24 protein-coding genes, 1 tRNA gene and 1 pseudogene are annotated in these 25,136 nt (G+C 69.4%); 10 read left to right on the top strand and 16 right to left on the bottom strand.

Annotation, left to right across the window (positions count from 1 at the left end; translation table 11 throughout):
• Positions 1 to 231: 231 nt before the first annotated feature.
• From CS0771_RS22990 to CS0771_RS22980, 3 genes are all read right to left on the bottom strand, one after another.
• Complete coding sequence (locus tag CS0771_RS22990) at positions 232 to 681, bottom strand: hypothetical protein (RefSeq protein WP_212842926.1); 450 nt, start codon at positions 679 to 681, stop codon at positions 232 to 234.
• A gap of 211 nt (positions 682 to 892) precedes the next feature.
• Positions 893 to 966, bottom strand: a tRNA-Pro gene (locus CS0771_RS22985).
• A gap of 432 nt (positions 967 to 1,398) precedes the next feature.
• A complete protein-coding gene (locus CS0771_RS22980) occupies positions 1,399 to 2,616 on the bottom strand; it encodes a HEAT repeat domain-containing protein (protein ID WP_212842925.1) in 1,218 nt (405 codons plus the stop codon).
• Positions 2,617 to 2,796: 180 nt separating this feature from the next.
• Between CS0771_RS22980 and CS0771_RS22975 the strand changes: the two genes are divergently transcribed.
• From CS0771_RS22975 to CS0771_RS22960, 4 genes are read left to right on the top strand one after another with little or no spacing between them, the layout of a single operon-like run.
• Entirely contained in the window at positions 2,797 to 3,936 is a 1,140-nt protein-coding gene (locus CS0771_RS22975) for an AAA family ATPase (protein WP_212842924.1), read from the top strand.
• Positions 3,933 to 4,340 carry a hypothetical protein gene (locus CS0771_RS22970; RefSeq protein ID WP_212842923.1) on the top strand — a complete coding sequence of 136 codons (408 nt, stop codon included), beginning with the start codon at positions 3,933 to 3,935 and terminating at the stop codon, positions 4,338 to 4,340. Before CS0771_RS22975 ends, CS0771_RS22970 begins: the two co-directional genes overlap by 4 nt.
• The gene (locus CS0771_RS22965) at positions 4,337 to 5,962 is read left to right on the top strand and encodes a hypothetical protein (protein ID WP_212842922.1); all 1,626 of its coding nucleotides are present in this window, start codon (positions 4,337 to 4,339) and stop codon (positions 5,960 to 5,962) included. The genes CS0771_RS22970 and CS0771_RS22965 overlap by 4 nt, the downstream gene beginning before the upstream one ends.
• The gene (locus CS0771_RS22960) at positions 5,959 to 8,589 is read left to right on the top strand and encodes a bpX6 domain-containing protein (RefSeq protein ID WP_212842921.1); all 2,631 of its coding nucleotides are present in this window, start codon (positions 5,959 to 5,961) and stop codon (positions 8,587 to 8,589) included. The genes CS0771_RS22965 and CS0771_RS22960 overlap by 4 nt, the downstream gene beginning before the upstream one ends.
• A 202-nt stretch (positions 8,590 to 8,791) precedes the next feature.
• Here CS0771_RS22960 and CS0771_RS22955 read toward each other — a convergent pair whose 3' ends face one another.
• On the bottom strand, positions 8,792 to 9,157 hold the full coding sequence (locus tag CS0771_RS22955; RefSeq protein ID WP_212842920.1) for a hypothetical protein: 366 nt from the start codon (positions 9,155 to 9,157) through the stop codon (positions 8,792 to 8,794).
• 154 nt (positions 9,158 to 9,311) lie between these two features.
• On the opposite strand from CS0771_RS22955, the gene CS0771_RS22950 reads away from it, so the two are divergent.
• Positions 9,312 to 9,884: a hypothetical protein gene (locus tag CS0771_RS22950; RefSeq protein WP_212842919.1), complete on the top strand. Its 573-nt coding sequence runs from the start codon at positions 9,312 to 9,314 to the stop codon at positions 9,882 to 9,884.
• Between the two features lie 153 nt (positions 9,885 to 10,037).
• Here the strand turns inward: CS0771_RS22950 and CS0771_RS22945 are convergent, their stop codons facing one another.
• Both CS0771_RS22945 and CS0771_RS22940 read right to left on the bottom strand, forming a co-directional pair.
• Positions 10,038 to 10,571 carry a hypothetical protein gene (locus CS0771_RS22945; RefSeq protein ID WP_244870965.1) on the bottom strand — a complete coding sequence of 178 codons (534 nt, stop codon included), beginning with the start codon at positions 10,569 to 10,571 and terminating at the stop codon, positions 10,038 to 10,040.
• Positions 10,572 to 11,523: 952 nt separating this feature from the next.
• Positions 11,524 to 12,054 carry a hypothetical protein gene (locus CS0771_RS22940; protein WP_212842917.1) on the bottom strand — a complete coding sequence of 177 codons (531 nt, stop codon included), beginning with the start codon at positions 12,052 to 12,054 and terminating at the stop codon, positions 11,524 to 11,526.
• 202 nt (positions 12,055 to 12,256) lie between these two features.
• On the opposite strand from CS0771_RS22940, the gene CS0771_RS22935 reads away from it, so the two are divergent.
• The gene (locus CS0771_RS22935) at positions 12,257 to 13,585 is read left to right on the top strand and encodes a BTAD domain-containing putative transcriptional regulator (protein WP_212842916.1); all 1,329 of its coding nucleotides are present in this window, start codon (positions 12,257 to 12,259) and stop codon (positions 13,583 to 13,585) included.
• Here the strand turns inward: CS0771_RS22935 and CS0771_RS39290 are convergent.
• Positions 13,582 to 13,707, bottom strand: a complete 126-nt coding sequence (locus tag CS0771_RS39290; protein WP_256442829.1) for a hypothetical protein — start codon at positions 13,705 to 13,707, stop codon at positions 13,582 to 13,584. The two genes, CS0771_RS22935 and CS0771_RS39290, sit on opposite strands and share 4 nt — an antisense overlap.
• A 131-nt stretch (positions 13,708 to 13,838) precedes the next feature.
• Here CS0771_RS39290 and CS0771_RS22925 point away from each other — a divergent pair.
• Positions 13,839 to 14,314 (top strand): annotated as a pseudogene (locus CS0771_RS22925) (DDE-type integrase/transposase/recombinase); the annotation flags it as partial.
• 109 nt (positions 14,315 to 14,423) lie between these two features.
• Here the strand turns inward: CS0771_RS22925 and CS0771_RS22920 are convergent.
• The 4 genes from CS0771_RS22920 to CS0771_RS22905 form a co-directional block, all read right to left on the bottom strand.
• Positions 14,424 to 15,101 (bottom strand): methyltransferase, encoded by a 678-nt coding sequence (locus CS0771_RS22920; RefSeq protein WP_212842914.1) that lies wholly within the window; start codon positions 15,099 to 15,101, stop codon positions 14,424 to 14,426.
• A gap of 182 nt (positions 15,102 to 15,283) precedes the next feature.
• Positions 15,284 to 15,487, bottom strand: coding sequence for a cold-shock protein (locus CS0771_RS22915; RefSeq protein WP_212842913.1), 204 nt, complete (start codon positions 15,485 to 15,487; stop codon positions 15,284 to 15,286).
• 366 nt (positions 15,488 to 15,853) lie between these two features.
• The gene (locus tag CS0771_RS22910; RefSeq protein ID WP_212842912.1) at positions 15,854 to 16,018 is read right to left on the bottom strand and encodes a hypothetical protein; all 165 of its coding nucleotides are present in this window, start codon (positions 16,016 to 16,018) and stop codon (positions 15,854 to 15,856) included.
• Positions 16,019 to 16,020: 2 nt separating this feature from the next.
• Positions 16,021 to 16,305 (bottom strand): hypothetical protein, encoded by a 285-nt coding sequence (locus CS0771_RS22905; protein WP_212842911.1) that lies wholly within the window; start codon positions 16,303 to 16,305, stop codon positions 16,021 to 16,023.
• Between the two features lie 325 nt (positions 16,306 to 16,630).
• On the opposite strand from CS0771_RS22905, the gene CS0771_RS22900 reads away from it, so the two are divergent.
• Entirely contained in the window at positions 16,631 to 18,355 is a 1,725-nt protein-coding gene (locus CS0771_RS22900) for a DEAD/DEAH box helicase (protein WP_212842910.1), read from the top strand.
• Positions 18,356 to 18,696: 341 nt separating this feature from the next.
• Positions 18,697 to 18,999, top strand: coding sequence for a hypothetical protein (locus CS0771_RS22895; RefSeq protein WP_212842909.1), 303 nt, complete (start codon positions 18,697 to 18,699; stop codon positions 18,997 to 18,999).
• A 410-nt stretch (positions 19,000 to 19,409) separates the two neighbouring features.
• Here CS0771_RS22895 and CS0771_RS22890 read toward each other — a convergent pair whose 3' ends face one another.
• The 5 genes from CS0771_RS22890 to CS0771_RS22870 all read right to left on the bottom strand — a co-directional run bounded on the left by CS0771_RS22890 (position 19,410) and on the right by CS0771_RS22870 (position 24,295).
• The gene (locus tag CS0771_RS22890; RefSeq protein WP_212842908.1) at positions 19,410 to 19,670 is read right to left on the bottom strand and encodes a hypothetical protein; all 261 of its coding nucleotides are present in this window, start codon (positions 19,668 to 19,670) and stop codon (positions 19,410 to 19,412) included.
• 802 nt (positions 19,671 to 20,472) lie between these two features.
• Complete coding sequence (locus CS0771_RS22885) at positions 20,473 to 20,709, bottom strand: hypothetical protein (protein WP_212842907.1); 237 nt, start codon at positions 20,707 to 20,709, stop codon at positions 20,473 to 20,475.
• 37 nt (positions 20,710 to 20,746) lie between these two features.
• Positions 20,747 to 22,084 (bottom strand): S8 family serine peptidase, encoded by a 1,338-nt coding sequence (locus tag CS0771_RS22880; RefSeq protein ID WP_212842906.1) that lies wholly within the window; start codon positions 22,082 to 22,084, stop codon positions 20,747 to 20,749.
• A 64-nt stretch (positions 22,085 to 22,148) separates the two neighbouring features.
• Positions 22,149 to 23,264, bottom strand: a complete 1,116-nt coding sequence (locus CS0771_RS22875) for a serine protease (RefSeq protein ID WP_212842905.1) — start codon at positions 23,262 to 23,264, stop codon at positions 22,149 to 22,151.
• Between the two features lie 398 nt (positions 23,265 to 23,662).
• Positions 23,663 to 24,295: a hypothetical protein gene (locus CS0771_RS22870; protein WP_212842904.1), complete on the bottom strand. Its 633-nt coding sequence runs from the start codon at positions 24,293 to 24,295 to the stop codon at positions 23,663 to 23,665.
• A gap of 588 nt (positions 24,296 to 24,883) precedes the next feature.
• On the opposite strand from CS0771_RS22870, the gene CS0771_RS22865 reads away from it, so the two are divergent.
• Complete coding sequence (locus CS0771_RS22865) at positions 24,884 to 25,090, top strand: hypothetical protein (RefSeq protein WP_212842903.1); 207 nt, start codon at positions 24,884 to 24,886, stop codon at positions 25,088 to 25,090.
• The last annotated feature ends 46 nt before the right edge of the window (positions 25,091 to 25,136 follow it).

Here is a 25,136-nt window from a genome sequence, read left to right as displayed (position 1 = left end):
GGCGGCCGGCGCCATATAGCTGACCCGCCTTTAAGCATGTCACCAGGCCCGGGCGCAGAAGCAGCTTTGCGATGATCTATAGGCCTCGCCCCCGCCCCCACCAGCTGCTGCCATGATCACGAGCCGCACATTCGCATGGCCCCGAACCCATCCCAGCTGTCCGGTTGCCGACCTCGTCGCCGGAACTGGCCAAACGGCGACGCTGAGGACACGGGAGCATCGATCAACTGGTTAGCCGGTCCAGCTCTCGCATAGAGATGTGTCTACGTCCAGCGGGCCAAAGCGGACGAAGCCTCGTGTTCTGTACGCCTCGATGTCCCAGTGGGTGCCGAAGGCGGGCCGGTTGCGAATCTGAGGCACCCGATCTCCCCAGGAGGTCACCGGGTCCAAGTGGATCTCCCTCACGCTGGGCTGCAGGCCGAGCATCACCCTGACGAACGCCAGCGGTGCGCCGGTCGCCCATGCCTGCGGGCTGCGTGCGGTCGGGTACGGCACCGGAAAGCCGCTGTGTACGCGAGGGAATCCAGCGAACGCCTCCGGCAGTCGAAAGCCGGAGTGCGTCGCAGCCTCGAGCTGCGCCAACGCGACGTGGTTGGCCTGATCCCGATATCCGCAGCCGGCCAGCCCCAGCGCGATGACTCTCGACAAGTCAAGGAGCCCACGAACGGTGTACTCGACCATCAATCGACGAAGGCGAACATCCGTAGAAGGCTTCCACATATCTGGCCTGTGGAAACGTCGTCGTATACCGCCGAGGTGGCCACATACGAATAAAGTGCCGCTTGACTCGAGGTAAAGGGGTCCAGCAACGGTTTACTCGGGGCTCGACGGAAGATCCCAGATAGACAGAGAGGGCTTCCATAGAACTGACCTGCGGAAACCCTCATCGCTGTCGGGCTGGCCGGATTCGAACCGACGACCCCTTGACCCCCAGTCAAGTGCGCTACCAAACTGCGCTACAGCCCGTTGCCGGGATGATCTCTCACCGCGGCAGCCCGTACAGCGTAGCGCACTCCGAACCCGGGCACACGCACGGCCCCCGTGTCCGTTTCATGCCATTCCCGCTGGATGTTTCGGCCACTTTTGTCTAGATCATCCTACAAGCCTGCCTAACCGGCGTTCCGGACGGCACCTGGGCGGGCGCGATGCGCCGAAGCGCTCCCGCCCCACGCACAAAAGCCAACGGGCCTCACAAACCATGATCAGCGCCGTTCAGTGCTCCTCAGCGCTGTTCGGCATCTGTTCAGGGAGCAGTGCTGCTCCCACTCCGCCACCCGCTGCCCCGGCACCACGTCGACGCGTCGGGCCGCGCGGCACCGGTCGGCAGGATGGGCCTGGACGTGTGAAGGGGGCTCGGAACTAAGCCGTCCCGTCACCTCGTCATCCATTCCTGACCCGTCATCGGCGTGCCGGCATCGTCCCGCCGTCTATGTACGTCTGCAGTTCATCGCAACTGGCGGGCAGTTCACAGCCGGCCAGCATCAGGAGGAAGTTGCCGAACTGGTGTTCGCCGAGCAGCCACGTCCTCGGCGATCCGGCCAGCACGGACAGCAGCCGGCGCTGGTCATCGGTCAGCTCGGCGTACGGGATGCCTTCCGGGACGGGAAGCTGGGGGAAGGCCATACGCAGGGCGGATGCCACCACTGGCATCGCCTCGACCCCGCTCACGGCCGGAATGGTGCGCAGCAGTGCCTCGAAGGTCTGCGCTGCGTGGCGGCCGTTGAGCCGCTCGATCACGAGGCCGGCCAGCCCGGCCAGGTTCCCGCCGAGGAACGGGATCCGGTCACGGTGGCCACTCGATGTCCAACCAAGCAGCTCCGCGACGGCGGCGTCGGGTGTGTCGTCGCCTGCGGCCAGGCCGGTGGCGACAGCGGCCGCCCAGCGTAGCAGTGCGTCGGGCGCGGTAATCAGGTCCGCGGATGGGCGATGGCCGAGCAGACCGGCCGCGACCAGGGCTGCCGCGGCCGCTCGCACCTGCTCTGGGCCATCCTCCGGGCCGGTGATCGCTGCCGCCAGCAACGCTGGTCCGCTCATGGCCGCGTCCTCGGGAAACCAGCCGAGCGCGTACGCGGCCTGGGTGCGCAGCTCCGGATCAGAGTCGCGCAGCAGCTCGCGCAGCAGCGGTACCCCGGCACGGACCGCGTCGTAGGCGGCGACCTCGATGTGCCTGAAGTATTGCATCCGGTCCTGCTCGGACAACGACTCGACGTACAGGTATTCGCTCTCGTCGTCATAGCCGAGGTCGCCCGGCGTCGGCGCCGCGGCGCGTACCGCGTCCCCGCCGGTCGCCTGCTCCCGCATGACCGCGATCGGAAGCGTGCCCGGCAGCCAGCTCTCGTCGTACCCGATCGCGATCGCGGCCAGCATTCTCGCCAGCGCGGGCCGGTCTGCGACGGATTCGTTGGCGAGCAGCTCAAGCAGGAACGGCACGGCGTGGGCGGTCGCCTCGTAGCGGGTGCCCTGGTGGAAGATGTTGCTGTACAGCGCGTTGCGCGCCGCGGCACGTACACCCTCGGTCGCGGAGGACAGGTCGCGGATCTGGTCCGGCACGTCGTGCGCAGGGCCGTAGGCGTGGGTCAGGCCCGCCCAGTCGATCTTGTCGAGTCGCTCCAGCACTGCGGCAGTCTCACACCGCTGTACGACACAGCAGCCGTGCGGCAAATGGGAGCGGCGCCGAATGCGTGCTCACCTGCGCGAGGCCCCCATCGGAGCGCCTAAAGCCGGGACGACGGCGAGCCGACCCGGCCACCCTTTATCGGGGCGCCGGGTCCATGATCTGTTCCCTATACTCCCCCGGTGACTCTCACCCCCTCTGAGCAGCTTGCGGCCGACGCACAGGCCATCTGTGCCGCCATGACGGCCGCCCGGTCGTCACTGGTGGAACGCGAACTGATCGCCGAGGTCGTCGCGCTGTGCGCGGTGGCGGGGGAACATGTGCTCGTCGTCGGCCCGCCCGGCACGGCGAAGTCGGCGGCGGTGCGTTCGGCTGCGGCGCATCTGGGTGGGACCTACTTCGAGTACCTGATCGGCAGGTTCACCGAGCCGAACGAGATCTTCGGCCCGGTGGACCTGCGTCGGCTGCGGGACGGTGTGATGGCGTATGAGACGGCCGGTATGCTGCCCGCCGCCGAGATCGCGTTCCTGGACGAGATCTTCACCGGCTCCACGGCGATCCTCAACGCGCTGCTCGGCCTGCTGAACGAGCGGGTGTTCCGGCGTGGCGCGACCGTGCTGGCCAGCCCCCTGCGGGTGTGTGTCGGCGCGGCCAACACGCTGCCCGACGACCCTGCGCTGGCGGCGTTCGCCGACCGGTTCCTCGCGCGTGTGCACGTGCATCCGGTGTCCGACGCCGGTCTGGAGGAGCTGCTCGAGCGCGGCTGGGACAGCACCGGCGAGCAGGTCGGCGGCAGTGTGTTGCCTGCGGTCGACCGGCTTGCGGCAGCAGCCCGCCGGTGCACGCTGGGCGAGGTCCGGCCGCTGCTGGCGACAGCGCTGCGCCGTATGCGCGAGGCGGGGATCGGGCTCAGCGACCGGCGTGCGGTGCGCACGCAGCGGCTGATCGCGGCCGCCGCCGCGCTGGACGGGCGGCAGGTGGCCGGCCCGGCGGACCTGTGGGTGCTGCCGCTGGTGGCCCCGACCGAGCAGGACCAGGCACAGGCCCGGGAGGTGCTGGCCGACCTGCTGAAGCTTTCGGCCAGCAGCACCCTGGGGCACGCGGCCGAGGAGTACTCCCGCGGCCCGCTGGCCCGCGCCGAGCGGCTGGCGGGCGCCGGGCACCGCCTGCTCGCGCAGCTGGACGGCGCCGAGCCGACCCGCGACGACCGGCTGCGGCTGGAGGCGATGCTGCGGGAGATCGATGCCGGCTTCCCCGCCGACGAGGTGCCCGACGTGCTGCGCGACGTACGCGGCCGGCTGGTCGGCCTGGTCGCACCGTGACCGGCGCGCTCACCGTGTCCGCCTGGCAGCGCCGCGAGCCGCCCCTGCCGGCGGGGGCGGTGCTCGCCACCGGGCAGGCGGTTGCCGGACTGGCGGCGCGTACCCGTCTGCATCCTGCGGTGTCCAGGCTGCGCGCGTGCGCCGCAAGCGGATGGCTGCTGGTGCTCGGCGCGCAGGCCGACCTGCCGTGGGCGCCGCAGGTGCGCTACGTCGGCTGGGAGGCCGACGTCCTGCTGCCGACCGCCCTGCGGCCCGACCTGCCCGCCGAACTCGTCGCGCGGGAAGCCCTCCACCGCTGCCGCGAAGAGCTGGTGGTGGTACTGCCAGACGCGCTGCTCGGCGGGCCGCTGCCACGACGGCCGGTCGATCCCGACCGGCTTCGGGCCCTGGAGACGGCCCGGTGAGCGGGCTGCCGGCGGCGCTGGCACCGTGGGCGCAGCAGCTGTCGGTCCTCTACGCCGACGTGGCGCTGGCGCTGGGCCCTTGGGTACGCCGCATCACCGAGTTGCTGACCGCCGACGACCTCGCCACCGCAGCCGGCGGTGTGCCGGACGGCTACGACGGCCTGTCCACGCGCGGCGACCCGAGCCGGATGCTCGTCTTGGAGTGGCTGCTCGCGGCGGAGCTGCCTGATGAGTTCCTGCGCCGCGCGGCCACCGGCGAGCTGACCTACCTGTCCCCCGCCACCCTGCGCCCGGCGCACTCGGGAACCGTGGTGGCGGTGGTGGACTGCGGTCCGCTGATGTGGGGTGCGCCCCGGCTGGCCCAGCTGGCGACCCTGCTGGTGCTGCACCGGCAAGCCGCCGTGCGGGGCGCATCGTTCGAGCTGCATGTGCTCGGGCCGGGCCGGCCGACCGCGTACGGCGGAGGGCTGGACCAGCTGGTGCGTTCGTTCGTGAAGGCGCGCGGGCGCAGCGTGCCCGATCCGGCGCTGGTTCTCCGGCTGCTGGCCGACCTGCCTGAGCAGACGTGGCTGCTGACCGCGCCCGGTGTCGCCAGTGAGGTCGGGCACCGGCGCACCGTCGCGTATGAGGAAGGCACCTGGACCGACACCGGTGTCGCCGACGTGCGCGTGTCGTACCACGGGCGCCGGTTCGTGCTGCCCATGCCGCCGCAGGACATCGCGGTGCGGGTGCTGCGCGGCAAGGGGTTCGCCGCTCCGCCGTCGGCGGCCCGCACGGCCGCCACGACGAAGGTGGATGCGGCATGGCTGCGGCTGCCCGTCTTCCCGGACGGCACACCGGTGCTGCTGGCACGCGGCGACGACGATCACACGGTCGTGTCCGCGCCTCTGCTGGAGGGACGGCTGCGCCGGCACCGGTTCAGCCGGCCGGTGCTCAGCGCATGGCGGCAGGGCCGGCGGGTGCTGGCACTGATCGCCGCCGACGGCGGCCGCATCCGGCTGGAGGTCGCGGGCAAGCCGCTGCCTGAGCTGGCAGGCTCCAGCTGGCCGCGCGACGGGCTCACCTGCGACCCTGAGGGACCGCTGCGGCCGGTGTACGTCCACGGCGGCGGCCTGCTCGCCGAACTGGGCGGCCGCTGGTGGCGGCTGACCCGCGCAGGCGAGGTCGAGCCCAGCGACGTCGTGGCCGCGCGCAGCCGGCCCGTCGGCGGCCCGCTGCTGGCCCGCTCGGTCGACGGCCTGACCCGGATCGGCGACCAGCCGAAGTTGCCCCGGCTGGCCTTGCTCGCACCGGACGAGGCCGGCTCTTTCGCCTGGTCATGCGACGACGGCAGCACCTGGACCACCTCCAGCGGGCACGAGTTCCGGCCCTCGGGCGAGTTGCTGGGCGTGACCGTGATCGGCGGTGAGCTGTCCGCGATCGCGCTCTCTCCCGGCGGGCACATCGTGCGGCAGGTGACCGAGCATGCCACCCGGGCGCTGACCCGCTGGTCGCACGGCGGCCCGCGACCGTCGCTGCACCCGAACCGGCCCTGGCTCGCCTTCACTCAGCGCGATGGCGTCGTCGCGGTGGCCGACCTGGACGCCAACCGGGTGCTGCGGGAATGGCGGCAGCGCCCATGAGAGGCGATGTGTCGGCATCGGGCTTCATCCTCGATCCCCTGCTGGTCGGCCCGGCCGAGGCCCGGACGCGGGCGGCCGAGCTGTGGCAGCCCGGCGCGGTGCTGCGCCACCTGCCCGACGGCCGCTGGCTGCTCGAACTGCCCACGCCGGTGCGCGTCCGATCCGAGCTGGCGCTGGGCACACCGCTGACCGCCCACGGTGGCGGGCTCCTCGCGTACGGCGTGCACGGCCAGCCGCAGCCCCGCGAGGTGCTCCTTCCGCACGGCATGCGGCACCTGCTCGACGACCTGCCCGCCGCCGACCCGGAGGTCGACCTCGGCGGACTGCCGGTCCATCGCCTGCAGCCGCTCGACCTGCCCATTGCCGAGCCCGAACCCCTGCCGGAACCGCCGTCTCCGACGCTGCAGCTGCGCGCCGCAGCAGGCCTGCCCGGCAGCCCACCCAGGCCGTTGGGCACCGCCGGCTGGGTGCCGCGGGCCGTGCACGCGCTGTTCGCCCTCGCCGTCGCCGCCGCCAGCGTAGGGGCGGCAGTGCTTCTCGTCGGCTTGGCTGCCAGCGCGGCGGACCCGGCGACGGCATGGCCCGGGTTGATCGCCGCGGCCGTGGCCGGCCTGCTATTCGGCATCCGCGGCGCGACCCGGCCCGCACGAAACCGCCCTACCCGCGCTCGCCGCGACGGCAACGTGCGTGCCCGGCACGGCAGCGCAGGCGGCCCACACCGCGAGCCGCTGTGGCAGCGGCTGGCCGCACGACTCGCGCTCGCCGGACCGGCCGGCCCGCTGATCCGCCGCCACCACCTGGCCTACCTGGACCAGGTGCGCCGGGCCTTCGCCGCCCGTGACTGGGAACACGCGCTGCGGGCGGCCGTGCCGCTGGGTGGCCTGAGCGCCGCGCTCAGCCTGGGACTGCCCCGCAGCTGGCAGGGCATGCTCGCGCCGACCCCGCACGGCCGCCACGGCGGCCGAGCGCTCGGTGTCAGCGGAATCGACGAGATGTTCCGCGACGCTTACCAGCACGCCGCGGCCGAGCTGGAACGCGCCGGGGAGATCGACAAAGCCGCCTACGTGCTGGCCGACCTGCTGGACGCACCGACCGAGGCAGTGCACCTGCTGGAGCGGCACGGACGCTTCCACACCGCCGCCGAGCTGGCCGAAGGTCGCCGGCTCGAACCCGCACTGGTGGTGCGGCTGTGGTGGCGGGCCGGCGACCACCGCCGAGCCGTCGACGTCGCCCTGGCACGTGGCGCATTCGCTCAGGCACTGGACCGGCTCGGCAACACCGACGAGGTGCTCGCCCGGGAGCTGCGTACCGCGTGGGCGCGGTCACGGCGCCAGGCCGGCGACCATCTCGGCGCGGTCACCGCCGCCTGGCCCGACCCGGCGCTGCGGCCTGCTGCGGTGGCCGACATCCAGGCGGCGATGGCCACCGGCGGCCCCGACGGGGCCGGGGCACTGGCCTACCTGCTCAGTGTCGACGCCACCGCGGCGGAAACCGCTCTGGCGCTGCTCGACCGCGCCGACCCGGAGCTGGATCCGGCACGGTCGGCATTCCTGGAAGTCTTCAGCGCAGTGCCGGCCGCTACGGCGGCCGCCGACCGCAGGATCGCCACCGCCGCCGTACGCGGGCTGGCCCGTGGCCACACCGACGCGGCCGGACGGCGCACCCGCGACGCGCTCACCAGCCGCGCAGACCAGGTCACCGTCGCCGACCTGCCCCCACCCACCACCCCGCCGGCGGGGCAACCGCTGCGCCTCGCGATGCCGTCCGGCCGCGGCGGGCAGTTGCCCGTGCACGACGCCGTGGCCGTCTCACGCGGCCTGATCCTGCTCGCGCACGGCGGCCACGGCGTGCGGCTGGTGCGCCCCGACGGCCGCACGGTCGCCCGCTGGGACCTGCCGGCACACCGGCTGATCCCCGCCGACCGCGGCACCCACGTGCTGGTGGCCTCAGCCGCCGAAGGCGCCGTCGAACTACACCGGCTCGACCTGGCCACTCGACGCGCGCAGCGCTGGACGGCCCTGCGCGCGACACGGCTGCCCTCCTCCTACGACGGCAACCACCTGACGTACACCGACGCCGACGGCATCGCGTTCGCAGCCGTCGACGACGAGCCGCGCGTCACGTGGCGGGAGCTGGACGCGCAGCACACGCTGCACATGTTCGCCCGATCGGCCACCGCGATGTCGGCGCTGGTCACGCCTCCGGGCGGGCAGCGGGCCGAGCTGTGGCAATGGGATCTACCGCAGGTGGTCCTGCGCCGCCGACCACCGGCCGCCATCGACAGGGTCCGGCAGGCGGTGCTCCTGTCCACCGGCGAGTTCCTGGCCGACGTCGGCAACGAGGTACGGATGCTGCGCGAACAACGCTGGCGCGTCCTGCAAGACCTGTCCGGGGAGGACGTCGGCCTGCTCGCCAGCGGGGAGGTGTACGCGATCATCGGCACCGACCGCGCCACGGTGGCCACCGGAGCCTACGGCGAACTGGCCGACCTGATGCTCACCGCGGCACTGCGCGGGCTGCACGCTCAGGCCGGACTGGTCGCAGTGTGGGACGCGGAAGGCCGCGTTCTGGCCTTCGACACCACGTCGCGGCGGACCATTGCGGCCTTCAGGTCACGCCTCGGGTGACCCCCACCCGCCCGGCGGTACGGCTCCCGCGTGGTCAGCCGGATCGTCGTCGTTCGCCAGGAGGTCGCCGTCGCGACGTTGCGGCTCGGCGTCATCCAGTGCGGATACGGAAGCCCAGCGCGGGAACTGGTGCTTCCGAGCCGGCGTCCGGCCACACGACCCGGGTCACTCACAGGACTGAGCGATCGCAGGCCGGGACCCGTTATGCGTCGTGGTCGCGCGGTGCCGTGGCGAGCGCGAGCCCGTAATTCTGGCCGCGCTTGCGCACCTGCCACAGCCCGCTGACGGCGCCGCGGTCAACGAGCTTGCACATGAGCACGTCGACGAGGTCCGTCATGAACATCGGATACGTCCGTCCGGCCTCGTCACGCCACACGAAGTACGCCGCGGAGCGGCCCCGGTTGCCCGACACGAGGCTCAGCGTCGCCGCAAAGGGCTCGTTGCCTTCGGACCATAACTGGCCCAGGTCTCGCTCGACCTTTCCCCAAGTGTGGATTCGGCTGGGGTAGTGCTCCAGGTTGCCCTGCTCGTCGACCGGGTAGCGATCGAGCCGGTTGGTGGCTGCCATGGCGACGATCCTGCAGGCCGGGTATGACAGGGCTGCGGGCATGTTCTGAGGCGACCAGTCAGAGTGCTGTTCATGAGGCGACTGTCGATGTTATGGCCTCGGACAGCTCGCGTGCATGAGTCACGCTTGCCTGAAGCCGCATATTGTGTCCGGCGTGAACGACTCTCAGCTGTGGTTCCATCGAGCTGATGACCTTGCCTCACACGGCGGGCGGGGCGGAGAGGCCGAGCGGCTCCTACGCGATGCGATAGCCGCCGGCCATCGGCCTGCACTGGTGCGGCTGGCCGAGTTCCTGTGGCATGAGAGCGGCCGCGACTGGCAGGACGTCATCATGGAAGTCGAGGAGTTGCTCTCGCGGGCAGTCGACGACGACGTACCAGGAGCGGCCAACGCGTTCGGCAATGTCCTGGCCGATATCGAAGAAGATCACCGAGCGGAAGCGATGTTCCGCCGTGCGCTCGCTGACGGCGATCCGGCCGCCGCGACCAACCTGGCATTCATGCTGCACGGCCGCGGCGCCGACATGGCCGCCTACGACGTACTGGTGTCGGCGGCCAGAAACGGCGACGACCTCGCGTACCAAATCCTCGGCCACAACATTGATCCGGCCGAACCCGTATGGACCGAGATCACGGACGCCTGGTCGGCCGCACGGTCGCGCGATGAGCCACCCTCGCTGTTCTGCTATCTGCGTGGTTCGTGGGACCTCGACTTGACCGCTGGCTGAGTGCGCGCCGCGCAGCCGGTGCCCCGGGTCTCTCATGTCATGATGTACCACTATTTGGCCTGACGTTTAGCTGGGGCTAGGCAACCGAAGCCGTGCGCATACCTAAGACCAACTCGCGACCGAAGCGGATCCGGGCGTCCGCGGCCAGCACGGTCAGGCCGGTGGATCGTCTCTGTACAAATGTGATTTCACACCTCGGCCGCCCCAACGCGTCGCGGTGAGCGCCGGCCGCGGGCGGACAGGTTTGGGCACCCAGCCGTATTGCCTGGTATCCGGCGCAGCCTCGTCCCAGTCGGCGATCAGCGCGAACGGTTCATCGGCGCGCGCGACCTCGACGTCACTGCTCTCCCGGACCACCATGTCAGGGTAGAAACGCGTCTCCTGAGCAGCGTGGCAGTCATCGGTCCGGGAAGCCACCAGTGCACCGCACTGCTCGCAGGCGACGCACGGGCTCCATCCGACCAGTGACCAGCAGCCGGTGAGCACGAGGTCGTGGACGAATCGTGTCCCGCGCACGTCGCCGGGCGACAGCACGAAGGTGCCGACGACCCCGTCACGACCGAACGCAGCCTCATCGACCGCGTAGGTTCCGGGGTCGAGCAGCGGAGGATTGACATGGTGGTGGTCCAGCAGCGACCAGTGCGGTCCCGCCGGCAACTCCACCAACTGCACCAGGATGCTCAGCACGTTTCCGCAACTTGCGCACCGGAAGCTCTCCACCGCCGCAGTGTGCCGCACCGACGAAACCAAGGCACCCGAGATATGCGAAACGACCTGGGGGAACGTCTTCTCGGAATGGCTGGGACTCTTCGGCCTGGCTAGTCCCCGAGGTCCAACTCGAAGACGCCTGCCTCGATGCGGTCGATAAGCCGGTGCCGACCGCACGGCCGCCATCGTCGGGGAGTGGGGCTACCTGGCCGGGGTCATCGACGCTGCCCAGGGCCGGGCTGGGCGTCGCGCTGCTGGCCAGCCTCGACTCCCCGCCCGCCGCCGAAAGGGGGTCCGCAGATCAGAACCGGACTGACTGTGACCGCGGTCTGTCGGCCACTGGCTGCCACCTCGGCTCGGCTCGGAGCAGCGTACGGGCTGGTGGCGGAGTCACGCATTGGCCAAGGAGGCGAGTCGCGAGGTCCGCCGGATTCGCCCAGGCTGGGTGGCTATCCGTGACGTAAGGCCACCCCGGGCCTCCAGGTGCCGCTGGGTGGCGCTGATACTGGCTCGTGGCCCCACCTGGGACCTTGGGTTCTACAGGTGGTCGCAACACTCCACCCCCGGAGGTGTTGCAATGAACCCGAATCGCCGAACTCGCAAGACCCGTGGACCCGCCCCGCTGACCGAGAAGCGAGATCAATATCTCCGCCTGATGGCACAGGGCATGAACAACTCCGAAGCGCTGCCGGGAGGTTGGCGTCAACCGTCGTACCGGAACCCGGTGGCGATACGGGCGCACGATCGTGAACTCGGCTGGCGATGAGCGGACGTATCCGCCGATCAACGAGCAGGAGCCGATCGCGATCTCCGATCCCTACTTGTCCGAGGACGAACGGGTGATGATCGCCGACCTGCGGCGCGCCGGCCACTCGATCCGAGCGCGAGCGGCGCGTGGCCGGGTGCGCCGTGCCACCCGGCCACGTGTCGCTCAGTCCACGAGCGTGCAGAGGTTGGTCGTGGTGCCGTGGACCATCGTGAGGGTCTTCTGGTACGCGGGCGTGAACGCGACCGTGTAGACACCGTCGATCAACCACATGCCGCGCGGCAAGGTGCTGCCGTCCGCCCGGAACCCGAAAATCACGGGGCCGATCACGTAATAGGTCATGGACCCGTCCGTGCCGTAGTCGACCATCGCCGTGCCGCTCGCGTCGACCTCCGTGAACGCCCCTGTCTCCAAGTTGGTGAACTTGACTATGAGGTCACCGGCGTACACCTCGCGCTTGGGCGCGCCGTCGGCGTACGTGTCCAGGACGAGCTTGCGCACCTCGTCCCGGATCGGCTCACTGCGGATGGCGAAGTCGCAGCGAGCCCCGGCAGGCTGCTCGAAGCCGGTTGACGGGGCGGGCACCCAGCCCCCGTGCGCACCGGCTCCGCCGGCCGATCCGGTGGCCTGAGCCGGCGCGGTCCCGGCCAGCAGCGCGATGACCACGACCGCGGCCGCGATGACTGCTCGACGCACGAACGCTTCCTTCCTGTTGTTTCGTCACGTGCCGGGACAGCCTGGCGCGGCCGGCTCACCACGGCCTGACCATCGAAAAGTGGCGAATAGGCTGAATCGCTTGGTCCGACGGCGGCGACACGCCGACTTTCAGGCATGCCTCACCACCTCCTCGACAGGCGTCAAGGTCAACCACTCCGGTCCGCCCGAGCGTCCTAGCGGTATGGAGTTCCGCCTGCTCGGCCCATTCGAGGCCTGTCACGACGGCCGCCTCGTGCAGATCGCCAGCCGCCGCCAGGAACGCTGCCTGCTGGCCCTGCTGCTGCTCGACCTCGGACGCCTGGTCACCATCGACCGCCTCATCAACCTGCTATGGAACGACACCGCGCCGGCCTCGGCACGCGGTGCCGTGTACACCTATGTGGGCCGCCTACGCGCCGCGCTGAGCCCGTACGGAGTGCGCATCACCACGCGCGCGGACGGTTACCTCGTCGAGGCCGACGACCACCGTGTCGACGTCACCGACTTCCACCGCACAGTGCAGCAAGGAATCGACGCCGCTGATCCCGCGGTGCGAGCCGCCCTGCTCGACGGCGCGTTGCGAATGTGGCGAGGACCGCTGCTGGCCGACGTGGCCGACGACGCGCTGCGGCACCGGCTCGACGGGCAACTCGACGAGGCCCGGCTGGTCGCCGTCGAAATGCGCGCCGAGGCGCAGCTCGCCCTCGGTCGGCACGCCCGCGTGAGCAAGGACCTGGCCGGGCTCGCCGACGCCTATCCCCTGCGCGAACGGCTCGTCGGCGTCCTGATGACCGCCCACTACCGCGCCGCCCGCCAGGCCGACGCCCTGCTGCTGTACGAGGCCACCCGCAAGGCCCTGGCCACCGAACTCGGCGTCGACCCCGGCCCCGACCTGCAAGAACTGCACCGGCGCATCCTCCGCAACGATGCGAGCATGGACCAGCCACGCCGCGCGGTGTACGAGGTGCGGATCCGCGAGGAGGTGCTGCCCTGGACCGTCGGCGGGCATCCCGCGCTCGACTTCTGCAACACGTTCGCCGGCTGGGGTCTCCCGACACCACCCCCACCCGGCGCCGAATGGCTTCGCGGCTACAACACCTTCGCCGTGTGGTGCGGCTACATCGGGCTCGCCGACGACCCGACGGTCACGCGCCTGCTCACGCTCGCCGGCCGCGACCCGGCTGAGGCCGACCGGACCCTCGAGCAGGCGCGGACACTTCGCGCCCAGGTGTACGCCTGCCTCAGCGGGCCCGCCGACCACACCGCGTTCGACGCGGTCGCCAGAGCCGCGGAGGCGGCTGCCAAGACGCTGGAGTACACCCGCGACGAGACCGGCGGAGGGCGCTGGCGGCCCAGCCTGGACGCCGGACTCCGGCTGCCCCTGCACGCCACCGCCTGGAGTGCTGCCGAACTGCTCGCCGACCCCCGCCGGCTGACCGTACGCTCCTGCACGGATTCGCACTGCCGGTGGCTGTTCCTGGACGAGGCCGGCATGCGCCGCTGGTGCAGCCTGGTGACCTGCGCCCGTTAGGGCTCCAGCGTCGCGGCCAGGCCGAAGGCGGCGACATGGTGCGCGCCGACGAAGGCGTTGCTCTCCGCGATCCTTCCCCGCTCGAAGCGCAGGACGTCGACGACCTCCGTGCCTTCCGCCAACACAGGCCACCTCGCAGAGGTCTTCCTGTGCTGGCGCACCAATGGTTTCGGCGACAGCGTCTCGATCGACCCTGCGCCTGGACCTCACCGTCGCCGCCCAACAGGCGCTGCTGAGCCACCACCTCGACGCGCCAGGTGACCGGTGGTTCGTCGATGAAACCTACGTCAAGGTCAGCGGGGTCTGGCGCTACGTCTACCGGGCCGTCGACCAGCATGGTCAGATCATCGACGTGCTCGTGTCCGCCCGACGCGACGCCGACGCTGCCCGCAGGTTCTTCCGCCGGGCCCTGTCAACGTTGAAGGTGACACCGACCGAGGTCTTCACCGATGCCGCGGCGGTTTACCCGCCCGTGCTGGATGAGCTGGTCCCGCAGGCGTGGCACCACGTCGAACGCTACGCGAACAACCCGATCGAAGCCATCCACAGCCAGCTCAAACACCGGCTGAGACCGATGCGCGGACTCCAGACCGACAGGACTGCGCAAGTGGTGACCGCTGAGCATGAGTTCTTGCAGAACCTGCGCCGTGGACACCACGAGATCGCAATCGACACCCCGCCCGCCGGGCGGGCCGCCGCGGCGTACGCGAACTCGCCAAGGCGATCTGACTCGGCGCCGAACCGGAGCTTCACCATGCACGACGATCCGCGAACGCAACAGCGCCCGGCCTTCTCCGCCCGGGCCCGGCCAGGCGCTCGCCGCGTTGGGCGCTGAGCGCTACCCGGCGCGGCCGAACACCGAAACCTCGGTGAGCTCGGCGTCCTCGGCGGCGCCCAGCCCGCGTACCAGATAGCTGGTCAGCACCGTCAGCCACCGGTCAGGCAGGTGCCCGCGGCCGGGATCACCGACGAGGAAACGGACGTCGCGGGCGGCGGCGGCGCGGCGCAGGAACCCCAGCATCCGCGCGGCGAGATCGGGGTCGTAGAAGGCATCGCCGGCGAGGACCACGTCGGCGTCGCCGCCATCGCCGTCGAGCAGGTCACCCTCGTTCACCGCCACGGTGACCCCGTTGGCCGCGGCGTTCATCGCGACGGCCGCCAGTGCGTACGGGTCGATGTCGTTGGCGGTCACCTCGGCCGCGCCCGCCTTGGCCGCGGCGATGGCGACCAGGCCGGATCCGGACGCGACGTCGAGCACCCGACGGCCCGCCACCGACTGCGGGTGGTCCAGGACGTACCGGGCGAGGGCCTGGCCACCGGCCCAGGCGTTCGCCCAGAACGGCGTGAGCCCCGGCCCGACCTGCGCCTCCAACCTGGCCCGCAGCACGATCGCGTCATCGGCCAGATGAAGGCGGATCTCCGGTACGAACGGAAGATGCACAAGGCGCAATCCGTCGAACCCGTCGGCGCTGGACGCGACGAAGGGTTCGAGCGGGGCGCTGGTCGACGCAGGCAAGACAAGGCTCCGTTCGGGACGGCCGCCGGGCAGGCGACCTGTCTCAGAGAGTCTGCGCGTACGGGCTTGCGGTACGGACTCGCGTCGACGATGTGGACATGGGCGCCTCCTCACGGCGGGCGCTGCCCCGATGCCGACGCGTGCCGGCCGCCGAGCGGCGGCGGCACGCGATCGACGGTGGTTCAGATGGTGCGGATGTTCGCGGCCTGCGGGCCCTTGGCGCCCTGCGTGATCTCGAACTCGACCCGCTGGTTCTCCTCGAGGCTACGGAACCCGCTCGAGGCGATCGCCGAGAAGTGGGCGAACAGATCCGCGCCACCGTCGTCCGGGGTGATGAATCCGAAGCCCTTGTCCGCGTTGAACCACTTCACAGTACCGACAGCCATGTCTTCTCCTTGGAAGGCTGGATTCGGACCCGCACCGTGCGGGCCTCGATGTCGCGGCGTTGATCGCCCACATCCGGAGATGACCGGGAATACACAGAAAGCCCAGGGAATCAGATCCCCAGGCTGGCGAAGCATTCGGAAATCACAACTGCAACAGGACACACCGTACCACGCCTGGGCGAGCCCAAGTCGGAGCCCCTGGCTCTTGCCGACCCACCACTGGCCGGCGCTGAAGGACGCCTGCTCTTCGATCACCCGGGCGGCACATGTTCACGCGCAAGCAAGCTATGCGCGCTCTGCTGTACGCCCGACTCGGCGTCTCGTGGACGCCCCTGCCTCAATGGCGATTGCCGCCGCGGACGGTAATCAGCTCGTAAGGTCCCTACCGCCTTGATTTAGAACCTTGCCGGGGCCGTGCAAATGGGTCTTGAGCTGGTCATTGCCGGTCTCCTGTTCGCAGCGTCGGTGATAGTTGTCGGCCGGCTCGCCGGCCCTGGCGCCGTGCGGATCGGTGATGGAGGTGATCAGCACGATCAGCTCACCGGCGCCGTTGCCGTCCCGGTCGGGCACTTGTACTCGATCACATGCATCAGGTATCCGTCCTGCGGGTCAAGTTCGGCTCCGGCTTTCGCTGCGGTGAGGACGCGGTCGCGTCGGGCGCCACGCAGCTTCGGGTTGATCACCACCGAGGCGTAGGTGCCATCGGCCAGAACCTTGACCAGCGGCAACTCCACTTGGCTGGGTGCCCGCCACAACGGCGCCGCCCCGGACGCCGAAGCCTGGCCCCACACGTCGTAGGAGCAGAAGGTCCGGTCCACGCTCCGGCGGGAACCGGAACCCGGCGAACGCCGACTTCGCAGGCAGCCACGAACGTGAACGGAGCGAGGAATTCACCGCTCGAATGTGCCTGGAACATGCCAACGCTCAAATGCAACAGACCCACCGCGCCCGTGGGCGGGGCGACGACTTCACTGCTGGAAGCTGACGTTGATCATGCCGACGCTCAACGCATCAGACCCACCTCATGACCATGCGCGCGGGCCGGTGTACGAGCGTTCCGAACCGCGGCGCTACTGTTGTTATGACAGTTTGTCCGAGTAGCTCCAGTCAAGCAGCCCGGATCGCCGAGCCAGGAAGCCCGCCATGTCCCAGGAACAGACCCGGACCTCGTCCGAGGACACCACCGCCTTCATCGACCTGGGACTGCGGCCCGAACTGCTGAAGGCGCTGGCCACGCTCGGCTATGAGGAACCGACGCCGATCCAGCGCGAGGCCATCGGACCGCTGCTGGCAGGCCGTGACCTGCTCGGCCAGGCCGCCACCGGTACCGGCAAGACCGCTGCGTTCGCACTGCCGGTGCTGCAGCAGTGGGCCGACGGCATCGAGGGCCGCAAGAGCACCGATCCGGTGGCGCTCATCCTGGTCCCGACCCGCGAACTCGCCGTGCAGGTCTCCGAAGCCTTCCACCGCTACGGCCGCGACCTCGGCGTACAGGTGCTGCCCATCTACGGCGGCCAGCCCATCGGCCGCCAACTGCAGGCGTTGCGGCGCGGCGTCGACATCGTCGTGGCCACCCCCGGCCGGGCCCTGGACCACATCGGCCGGGGCACGCTGCGGCTGGCCGACCTGCGCACCGTCGTGCTGGACGAAGCCGACGAGATGCTTGACATGGGCTTCGCCGAGGACATCGAGGCCATCCTGCAGGAGACGCCCGACACCCGGCAGACCGTACTGTTCTCGGCCACCATGCCGTCGCGGGTGGACGGTCTGGTCAAGCGCTACCTGCGTAACGCGATCCGGATCCAGATGGGCCGGGCCGCTGCCGCGCCAGGCGAGTCGCCGAAGGTCCGGCAGAGCGCCTACGTGGTGGCCCGCGCGCACAAGCCGGCCGCACTGGGCCGGGTGCTCGACGTCGAAGCCCCCGCGGCCGCGATCGTCTTCTGCCGTACCCGCGAGGAGGTCGACCAGCTCACCGAGACCATGAACGGCCGCGGCTTCCGGGCCGAGGCGCTGCACGGCGGGATGAGCCAGGAGCAGCGCGACCGGGTGATGGGCCGGCTGCGCGCCGGCACCGCCGACCTGCTGGTCGCCACCGACGTCGCCGCCCGCGGCCTGGACATCGAGCAGCTCACCCACGTGATCAACTATGATGTGCCGTCGGCGCCGGAGGCCTACGTGCACCGCATCGGCCGAGTCGGCCGCGCCGGTCGCGAAGGCGTCGCCGTCACCCTCGCCGAACCCCGCGAGCACCGGATGCTCAAGGCGATCGAGCGGGTCACCAAGCAGCGCATCACCATGGAGAAGATCCCCACCGTCGCCGACATGCGCTCCCGCCGGCTGGAGATGACCCGCGCCGCCCTGCAGGAGAACCTGCTCGAAGGCGACTTCGACCGGTTCCGGGTCGTCGTCGAGACGCTGGCCGACGAGTTCGACATCGTCGAGGTCGCACTGGCCGCCGTCAAACTCGCTCACGAGACGATGGGCAACGCACCCGACGACGAGACGATCCCGGACATCGCCGAGCCGCCCGCCGACCGTCGTGACCGGTCCGGCCCCGGTGCCGGCCGCCGCGACAGCGCCCGCGGCGCCCGTACCGCGGCGGGTGCGGTCAAGCTCTTCATCGGGCTCGGCCGCCGCGACGGTGTACGCCCCCAGGATCTGGTCGGCGCGATCGCCGGGGAGTCGGGCCTGGCCGGCCGCGACATCGGCGCTATCGAGATCGCCGACCGGTTCTCGCTGGTCGAGGTCCCTGCGGCGGCGGCCGACCACGTCATCGACGCGCTTCGGACCGCGACCATCAAGAACAAACGCGTCAGCGTACGGCTTGATCGCGACCGGGAAGCGCCGGCTCGTCGCCAACGCTGGTAGGAGGGATCATGACATGCCGCTGCCTACCCCGCCCGTAGGTGTGGCACCGGATCCGTCGCTACTTTGCGTTGATACGCGTCGGCGCTACGGTCACCGAGTACGAGCGCGCCCCACAGATCATCACGAAGTGGCAGGTCACGCAGGTACGGGGATACTGAGCCCTACACGCGCCCACGACCGGCAAGGTATTTGCCGGCACGCCCCTTCTACGTCAGAGCCCACAGCCGCGTCCAGCCGGGGACGACGCCGTTGAGATCACATCGGGTCCTCGAAAGGCTTGCCGGTTCGTCGTAGCGCGCGCATAGTTCGAGGAAACCCGCCTCTCCGTAAGGGATGCCACTGTGCCTACCGGAAACTTTCCGCCCGTACGCCCCGATGTGAGCGCATTGACGGAAATGACGCACGAGGCGATGGTGGCGCGATGGCAGCAAGGCCTCGTCACTCCGATGTCCTCGACGATCAACACCTTCGCCAAGACCGACGGCAGTTGGTGGACCGTAAGCCAAGGCGCATGGCAGCGGGTTCAGCAAGCCGAGCGCAATGAACGGCTCGACTACCACCACGACCGCTTCGAGTCGGTCTGCCAGGCCAAGGGTCCGGCGGGGACGAATTCGCAGTGGGTTGTCTTCGGCCAGAGCGCGTAACCGGAGGACGTCGCGCGCGTGGGCCTCCTGGCCTCCTCGAGAGGCCTTCCCCAGCATCCGCATATGCTGATCTTCGCTGCTCGTCGCACTCCAGTGCCGTTGCCGCCTCGTATGCGACTGCCGGCTTCGACCCGGCGCTTCTCGCCCGGGCGATCTGGCCGCGGACACGACAGCGGTTCGACGCATCCACCGATCCAGCAATGCAACGGCACCTCTGGACGTGAGAGCGCCGCCCGCATTGCGCGGCCGGCACTCTCACAATTGGTGTGGTACGCGGAGCCCAGTCTCGCCTGGTGCAGGGCGAGGCGGCTTGGCCGCCAAGGTATCGGCGGTGAGGGTGAAGGCCGGACCGCCGTTGACATCCCAGCGACGCGCACCGCGCTAATCAACCTCCGGCTGACCGGGATCGGTCAGAACGGGGCCAGGCCCTCGCCCAGCAGGGCTAGGACGATGTTCTTCGAACCGCCTTTGCGGCTCTGCACAACGACCTTGCCGGACCGCCCGTCCGGCATCTCCAGCGTCAAGATCCTGCCGACCGGGTTCTTGATCTCGGCGGAATCGGCAGCGAGACGGAAATCGCCCGCCCACGGCGGGATGCCACCTTTACGCCCAGGCTCGGTGAAAAGGGCGGCGGTGCCGGACGTTCTCGTGCCGTCAGCGGACAGCAGCACTGCGGGACTTCGATAAGTAGCCATGTGCCACCCACCATATACGGTATCGGGCCGGACGGGGTGATCCCTCGCGGTGCGAACTCGGCCTGATCGTGTCCGTCGATCTTGCGCTCCCACAATGCTCCCACGGTAATGAGCAGGTAGGAATTCGCCACTTGTTACGAGCATCAGGAATGCCGCCGACCTGCGAGTTTCCGAATCGGATCCGGCTTCCGTTGACGGTGGCGTCCAGCCCCCCCAGTCAAGTGCGCTACCAAACTGCGCTACAGCCCGTTGCCGAGATGATCTCTCACCGCGGCAGCCCGTACAGCGTAGCGCACTCCGAGGGCGGCCGCGCACACGCCCCCCGTGTCCGTTTCATGACGGTTCTCATGGATAATTCATACCGCTTCATCTAGCTTCGTCCCGGCAACCCCGCACACCGGCAATCACCGGGAGGCACCGACGCCGGCGCGCTGCACCGAACGGCCCCGCCCGAGCAAGACGGCCATACGGCAGGGCAGTCCCTGATCAACTCCGTTCGGCACTTCTCGGCGCCGTTCGCATCTGCCCAGAGAGCGGCTCAGCTCCGTTTTTACCTATGCTCCCCGCGCGGTCGACACGCTCGGCCCCGGGGGTCATAGCGCGAGAGGCGCCGGGCCCGGCGGATCCGGCACCTCCGACACTGGCGAACCGACTTCCACGGCCGCCCGCCCGGATGCCGCGTTCAGGCAGATAGATCAACTGGCGGGCACCCCTAGAAGGTGTCCGCCAGTTGATCTCTAGCCGGAACTGAGCCGGAACTGCCGCGTCAACGCTCAGCTCACTGGATATCCGACTCAGGTGGTGGAAGCTGGAACGATGTTTCATCCTCCACTGCGGCTACGCCCGGCACCATAGCGATCGAGGCGCGCCTGTCCTGGTCCACCGCTCCTGTGATCATCCCGGCCGCGCTGAGGACCTGATCAACTCGCATGCCGGCAGTGCGAAGGCGCTCTGCGAGGTCGTCGATCTGGGTGACGTGATCATCATTGACGCTCACTGTGATCCGGTCGCTCATGGCCTGACCCACCCTGACGCTGCGGCCCGTGACCTGGTCATTGCGGCGCCTGGACAAGACCGGCGCCGACGTCCTGCACCGGCAGGGGCAGTTCACGAACGGCCTGGGTGAGAACCTTCCAGAGCCCGCGGCCGGACTCACCGGTGGCCTCCGCCCACAATGCCGCGATACCGGCCACATGCGGTGTCGCCATGCTCGTACCCGAGATGGCCTTGTGCGGCGGCGTAGGCCATGAGGAGTAGACGTTCACGCCCGGTCCGGCGATGTCGATCTGGCCTCCCGGAACCGGGTTGCTCCGAGCGGAGAAGTGGGCGATGTCGAGCATTTCGTCGACCGCCGCGACAGCCATGATCGACGGGCTGTTGGCCGGAATGCCGACGAAGCCCGGGTTGCCGAACTTGCGGCGAGCGTTGTTGCCCGCAGCCGCGACGATGAGCGAGCCGGCCTCCAGAGCACGCCGGCCGACCTGCTCGTATGCGAACGACACGGTCGGGATGTCCGCGCCCAGCGACATCGAGATCACCTTGCAGCCGTTGACCATCGCCCAGTTGATGCCGGCCAGGATGTTGGTGTCGGTGCCGCTGCCCGAGTCGCTCAGAACCTTGCCGACCATTATCTGGGCTCCGCCGGCGACGCCGTAGCGGCGGCCCTCGGACAGGGTGGGCGGACCGCATGCGGTGCCTATGCAGTGCGTGCCGTGCCCGTGCACGTCCTGCGGTGACTCGCCGGGGATGAACGACTGGGCGATGACCTGGCGTCCGGCGAAGTCGGCGTGACCGAGGGCGAATCCCGTATCGAGTACGGCCACTGAGACGCCCTGGCCGGTGCGACCGGACGTACTCGCCTTCGTCGCCTGAAGCCCCCAGGTCAGAAGCGGTGTGTCGGCGAACCCGAGCCCGTTCGCAGCCCTCGTCGTCTCTGACGCGGTGGCGATCACCCGGTCGCAGAGGTCGGTGACCGCATCGCGGTACCCCAGCAGGTAGGAAGACGGCACCGGCGGCGCCTCCGTGATCGCGTGAAGGATGCGTTCAGGCTCCACCGCCAGAATCCGATGGTCGGCCGCTCCTGCGGCGCTCAACCGAGCGGCCTGGTCCGGCTCAGCCGCCACCACCGCGATGCCGAGTTCGGCGAACACGATGGCGTCCGCGGCGGCCGCCTGGTCGAAATCCAGCGCGCCGGCACTGAAGTCCCGGGTGCTGGCGATGCTCGCCACACCTGTCATCGCCCGCAGAGCGTCTGCGGTCGCCGCGTGATCACCGCGCACCTCGTCGCTGAAGACCACCACATATCGCCCCGTGGTGGATGCGTGGGCGGCACCATCCCCGTTGCCGGATGCGGAGTTGCCGTTCCAGTCCCCAAGCTTCCAATCTGCCATGATGGTGTTCCTCTCTTTCCCTTGTTGTTGCCCGATAGGTGCATTGAGAGACACTGCTGACGGCTCAGGGCCGCCAATTGTCCAAGCCGAATATGACGAGGTCGACCATGGCCATGTAGCCGGCGTAGACATCCCGTCGTGGATCGAATTCGTCTTTCTCGGAGCCGCTCAGCGTGCCGACGATGGTGGGACTCTGTCCGGCGAAGAACCAGAGCGGACCACCCGACCATCCGCCCGACGTGTACGTGACGGTTTCGAGTTCGATCCCTGGACTGTCACTGTCGATGTCCCGGATGCCGACGGCGAACTGAACGGCGGGCCTGCCGCCGAAGCTCGCGGGATACCCGGACGACGTGTAACTGCGGCTCTCGTAGCTGCTCTCGCTGCTCCACCACTGGGTGCCCATCCAGCCCAGCGCCCGGCCGAGCGGGTTGTACAGCTTGCAGACGACGTAGTCGTATCCGGAGACCTCGCCCGGTGTGTTGTATCCCCTGTACCGCTCGACGAAGGAACTTCCGAACGGCCGAGGGTTGCTGTCGCCTTCGCGCAGGCCCGGGATGAACTCCATCGACCAGTTCGTGCCTCCCCATGGGGCGACATGCCCCGCGGTCAGGACGAGGTTCGGGCCCACCAGAACGCCGCTTCCCACCCACGTGCCGAGAGAGCTCCTGACGACGATCCGGCCGACCGTGCACCACGGATAGGGCAGCCGCTCCGCCTCGATGACCCTGGGCCTCGGCTCCATGAACACCTGCGCCTGCGGCAGGCCCGAACTCTGTGCCGAAAGGCGGAACGGCACGAGGCTGGGAAGGAACTCCTGCTCGATCCATGGCGGGCGGTGACTGTCCGTGCCGGCCTCTTCGACGCTCACCGAATCCGCGGCCCGTTCCTCAGGCTGCAGTTCGGTGCGGTCAAGTCCGGGAATCGTCAGCCGGAGCTCGCCGTTCGTTGCGTTGTCGATGACCCTCCACATGTCGGCCGTTCCCGCGACGGGCTCAAGTGAATAGTCCATTGTCGGCTTGTGGTCCGAACGGATGTACACGCCGGAATCCGGCCGCAACAACTCCGCGATCTCCGCGGGCATGTCTTCGGTGGCCGGAAGTGGTGCCGTGCTCGTCAGGTGCTCCAAGTCAAGCGCCGTGAGCGGTGCTGACGGTTTTTCTTTCATGAAGGCCTTCATGTAATCATCCCCCGTTTTAGATGAGAACTGGCGCATCGTCGCGCCGGAATGAATCCGCCGGCTCATTCAGTCCGAAGTGCTACGAGTCATGGTAGGTCCGGCACCAGTGAAAATCCGATAATCGTCAGGATTTCCGGCGTACCCACTTGGGGCATTCTTCAAGCTCTTCATTGGACGTGAAGAGGCGAGGCCTCTGTGGCGTCTGCTCGTATTGAACAGCCACCGACTGGCGCACGCATGAACTCGTGCAACTGTTGCTGACCGAAGCACAATGCGCTTCATGCGGCGCCCGCCTAGCAGCAGACGAACAAGACGGCTTGACCACTGACACAGGAGCCACAGAAAGGAGGGAGGGATTCCCTGCGCGCCGGTGCAGACATGAAGGCCCGGGCGTCCGGTCAGGGCTTGTAGGGCTCGTCGGTGCGGGAGATCTCCTTGAGGACGTCGCCGTCCAGGGCGTACACGGCGGTGCGCCGGATGCTGAGCGTGGCCGTACCGGCATCACTGGGGCGCGTCAGGTAGACCTGGGTGAGCTTCCCATCCGCGATGCTGACCTTCTCGACAGGTTCGCGATCGTCGAGCTCGAACTGCACGACGCACCGGGCCCGCTCGACGGGCTTGCCGCAGAGCATGACCGCCCAGTAGCGGCCAGAGGTGTTCACGACGCTGCTCATGATGGTGCCGGCGGTGGTCGTGCCGAGCCCGCCGCCGAGGTCGCCCGTGGCGCAGGGCTCCTGCACGGCGAGTGTGAGACCGTCCTGGCCCGAGAACATGCCCTCGGTCAGGGGCGCACCCTCGTCGCCGTACGCGCGATACGGGTCCATCGTGCCTACCACCATCGCGTTCTTGACCTCGGCGCAGGTGGCGGCCGGCACGGACGTCGCGGCCCGGAACGGTGAGGCCGCTGCGGTCGGCAGCGCCTGCGCGCTGGACGCAGCCGGGGTGTCCGAGGGGGACCTGCAGGCGGCCGGCAGCGCGGTCAGGGCGGCTGCCACTACCAGCAAGGCGGTACGGCGCAGGCGTAGCGCCATCAATGGCGCTCTTCGGCGGCTCGGGATGGTGGACGCATGGTAAGGATGCCCCAGGCCGCGAGCGCTCGGACGTCGCGAGTGCGACATTTTAGTCATTGCGGATCCCGTCTGTCTGTCATCAGCGGAAAACGGATGGCGATGGGTCTCCAAGTGCGGCCGCAACAACATCGTATACGCATCAAATGAAACAAAACTGCACTTCACGGGCTTGCTGACAATCGGCGGCCCCGGCCCCTCGGACCCGCCCGCGATCGCCTAGGCCGCCGCGGGCGACCCCGTCAGCGCGGCGATTTGCCGGCCCCACGCGAGCCGCGCTCGTCTTCGATGGGCACCTCCAGACCAACGCGGCGCTCGACAGCGCGGGTCCGGCACACGCAGCTGGACCATCATCTCGTCCACGGAACACTTCCATGCCGTAGGCCGTCCTCACTCCGCATGAGACTGCCCTGTGCCGGCACCGGCGGTTCGGTGTCGGCCTGGAAGGCTGCCGCTGCCGGGAACCAGCCGGGTGTGGCGGCCCCGGCCACGCGGGAGATCACGGCGGCATGATCTTCCCCGCTGTTGACATGACGGGCTATAACCCTGGCCATGAAGTCGATCGACAAGGCGCCGTTCTGGATCTGGCCGGCGGGCATGTGCGCGTTCGGTGTCGTGGCGTCACTCCACGATCTGGTAGAAGGCCGGTGGCTGCCGATCGTCCACATGGTGATCGCCATGGGCTACGCCGTGGGTCTCGGACGTGCCTTGCTCCGGCGTCGTCTGCAGGCTGACCTCCGAGCTGAGAACCCGGGATGATCAGCTTGGGAAGCGAGATCCTGCGGTGATCCGGACGGCCGTCGAG

The sequence above is a fragment of the Catellatospora sp. IY07-71 genome, assembly GCF_018326265.1.
Taxonomy (GTDB): Bacteria; Actinomycetota; Actinomycetes; order Mycobacteriales; family Micromonosporaceae; genus Catellatospora.
Note: the sequence above shows the minus strand (reverse complement) of the source record. Positions and strands in the feature narration are given on the sequence as shown.

Coding starts and splice junctions, on each gene's coding strand:
- CS0771_RS22955 (WP_212842920.1), bottom strand. CDS start 9,157: ATGGCAGCCACCAACCGGCTCGATCGCTACCCGGTCGACGAGCAGGGC.
- CS0771_RS22960 (WP_212842921.1), top strand. CDS start 5,959: ATGAGAGGCGATGTGTCGGCATCGGGCTTCATCCTCGATCCCCTGCTG.
- CS0771_RS22880 (WP_212842906.1), bottom strand. CDS start 22,084: ATGGCAGATTGGAAGCTTGGGGACTGGAACGGCAACTCCGCATCCGGC.
- CS0771_RS22990 (WP_212842926.1), bottom strand. CDS start 681: ATGGTCGAGTACACCGTTCGTGGGCTCCTTGACTTGTCGAGAGTCATC.
- CS0771_RS22870 (WP_212842904.1), bottom strand. CDS start 24,295: ATGGCGCTACGCCTGCGCCGTACCGCCTTGCTGGTAGTGGCAGCCGCC.
- CS0771_RS22865 (WP_212842903.1), top strand. CDS start 24,884: ATGAAGTCGATCGACAAGGCGCCGTTCTGGATCTGGCCGGCGGGCATG.
- CS0771_RS22900 (WP_212842910.1), top strand. CDS start 16,631: ATGTCCCAGGAACAGACCCGGACCTCGTCCGAGGACACCACCGCCTTC.
- CS0771_RS22915 (WP_212842913.1), bottom strand. CDS start 15,487: ATGGCTGTCGGTACTGTGAAGTGGTTCAACGCGGACAAGGGCTTCGGA.
- CS0771_RS22885 (WP_212842907.1), bottom strand. CDS start 20,709: ATGAGCGACCGGATCACAGTGAGCGTCAATGATGATCACGTCACCCAG.
- CS0771_RS22935 (WP_212842916.1), top strand. CDS start 12,257: ATGGAGTTCCGCCTGCTCGGCCCATTCGAGGCCTGTCACGACGGCCGC.
- CS0771_RS22875 (WP_212842905.1), bottom strand. CDS start 23,264: ATGAAGGCCTTCATGAAAGAAAAACCGTCAGCACCGCTCACGGCGCTT.